General features: G+C 57.3%; 2 protein-coding genes. One reads left to right on the top strand and one right to left on the bottom strand.

Annotated features, from left to right (window positions below; translation table 11 throughout):
- Positions 1-408: 408 nt before the first annotated feature.
- A complete protein-coding gene (locus BO39_RS32290) occupies positions 409-1,629 on the bottom strand; it encodes a polysaccharide pyruvyl transferase family protein (RefSeq protein WP_084698681.1) in 1,221 nt (406 codons plus the stop codon).
- 233 nt (positions 1,630-1,862) lie between these two features.
- On the opposite strand from BO39_RS32290, the gene BO39_RS29280 reads away from it, so the two are divergent.
- A partial coding sequence (locus tag BO39_RS29280) for a transposase (RefSeq protein ID WP_043840410.1) occupies positions 1,863-2,051 on the top strand: 189 nt, incomplete at its 3' end.

The following is a 2,051-nucleotide window of genomic DNA, read 5'->3' as shown; positions in this document are numbered from 1 at the left end:
GGAAGCGATAACCGGCGAAGCTGGGGCAGGCGGCGGGGGCAGTCATCCCATCCGACTAACCGGTGGTGAGCCCATCGGGCAAGCTGGTGGCCGCCCAAGTTGACTGTGTCCGGTCAAGCTGCCTCGCCCGCGGAGAGCACCGTCGTACTCACTCCAGTTCGTCGCCCGGAACCGCTGCTTCGGAATGCGCTGGCGGCGGTCGGTGTTCGCCTTGAAAGGCAAGTTGCGCTCTCTTGAAAGATAATGGGCCGTCGCGCCTCGGGACCCCAACCTACCAGACCGCCAAGCCGACCCGTGCACCACCGTCATCGCAAGCCTGAACAAAGGTTCCACAAGCTGCTTGGACGCCTCTAAGCGCCCATACAGGTCGCATGCTACCACACCACTCGATGGATGGCCAAAGTCAACTTAAGCTGGTGGGATAGCCAAGCCGAAGCGCGGAGCCGCGACAATGCTACCTACTGGACGAATCATCACTGCTCCAGGCGGCAGCTGCGCCTCCGCAAGCGGACCTTCCGACAGACTTAGACGCAGTCCGGCGGAAGCACTAACAGCAAGAGCATCATATGGCAGCCAGAGGCAGTCGATCTTGCTGTTTTCGTCCATGAACACTTGCATGCTCTGTAGACTTTCCTTCCCCAGTGGCGCTGCCATTTCAGGGGCGTGCAGCAGAATATAGCTAAGCTCGGACCGGCCAAGGGCAAGCTTATTCCGCAACTCCAGGGCGGCAGCGTTCAAGTCCTCCGCCGCGATCGCGGTCATACCCTTTGAGAGCGCGGGATGAGAAAATGCTACGACGAGAGGTGATTCCTCGCGGCAACGAGCAAAATCGACGACTTTTGCGTCTACCTCGGCCTGCAGATGGCGAGGGAAAGCTTCTACTAGAATCTGCTTGTTCTGCGTAAAATAGCGCCGTTCGGCCTTGGCTAGCAGCTCAGCGAGAGTGGCTGTAACTGCTATCGGGCGCAGCTGCGGATTGTCAGTAGTGCTGAACCAATCTTCGAATTTAAAATTCCACATTGGATTGTCGTTGCGCGATATCCAAACACTGGGGCGCTGCATGGCTTCAGCAAAGATGAGGCCGTGGAGGCTTTCCGAAATGACGCACTCTGATTGCGCGATCTGCTCCAACGGGTACAGGCTGTCGTCCAGCATATTAACCAGACAGCAATTTTCCTGTCGCGCTAGGGCAAGGTAATGCGGATTTTTGAGGGCAGAATAATGCGGAACAATAGCTGCGCGGTAGCGAGTTTTACGCAGATCGTCCCCTAGCAGACCGTCCACCAGGATACCGGGGTCCCCCAGCGGCACGTCGCCAATCTTAAGCCCGGCTTGACGGAGATGCGCCAGCGTTTTATGCCCCCGCACGGCGCATACTTTTCTGGGATTAACTTTTGCCACCGACTTGGTCGGGTTCAGAACGCCAGATCCCCAGATCCATGAATGGCTGTTGGCCATGAAGAAGATGCTGCCGGTAGCCAGGACGTGCTCGTCATCTGCACTACTGAAGGTCGGCTCTAATCTTATGGCATTTTTGATAACATACGCAGTTATCGCGTCGCCGCAATTTCGGATAACATTCCAAAATCTATAAGGCAGTACCGGGAGAGCTGCCGCAGTGTGTCCCATCTGATTTCCTTCGATCGCGCAGAAGCCGAAGATGCCACTCTATCATAGTCCAGAGGTTCCCTCCTTAAAAGGGGGCGACTCCCTGTAGGTTACACTTGGTAGAGTGTATGGTAGATCTGGATGATAGGCTCGAATTCCATGAGAGCTCTTCACTTGATCTAGGGCCAGGACCCGTTAATTCGGGCTAGCGCCCGATCTGAATGGCTGATTCCATGGTGGTAGGAGATGCTGTGATGGCTGATCTGTTCTGGCTGACGAGGGTGCAGATGCGGCGGATCGCGCCCCTCTTTCCACTCTCGCACGGCGTGCCGCGGGTCGATGACCAGCGGGTGGTCAGCGGTATCCTCCATGTCATCCGCAACGGGCTGCGCTGGCGCGACGCCCCGGCGGCCTACGGACCCCACAAGGCCCTGTACAACCGC

Origin of the sequence: Roseomonas aerilata DSM 19363 (assembly GCF_000711725.1) — a bacterium.
Classification (GTDB): Bacteria; Pseudomonadota; Alphaproteobacteria; order Acetobacterales; family Acetobacteraceae; genus Roseomonas; species Roseomonas aerilata.
The sequence above is the reverse complement of the archived record's forward strand: the minus strand, read 5'-3'. Positions and strand labels throughout refer to the sequence as shown.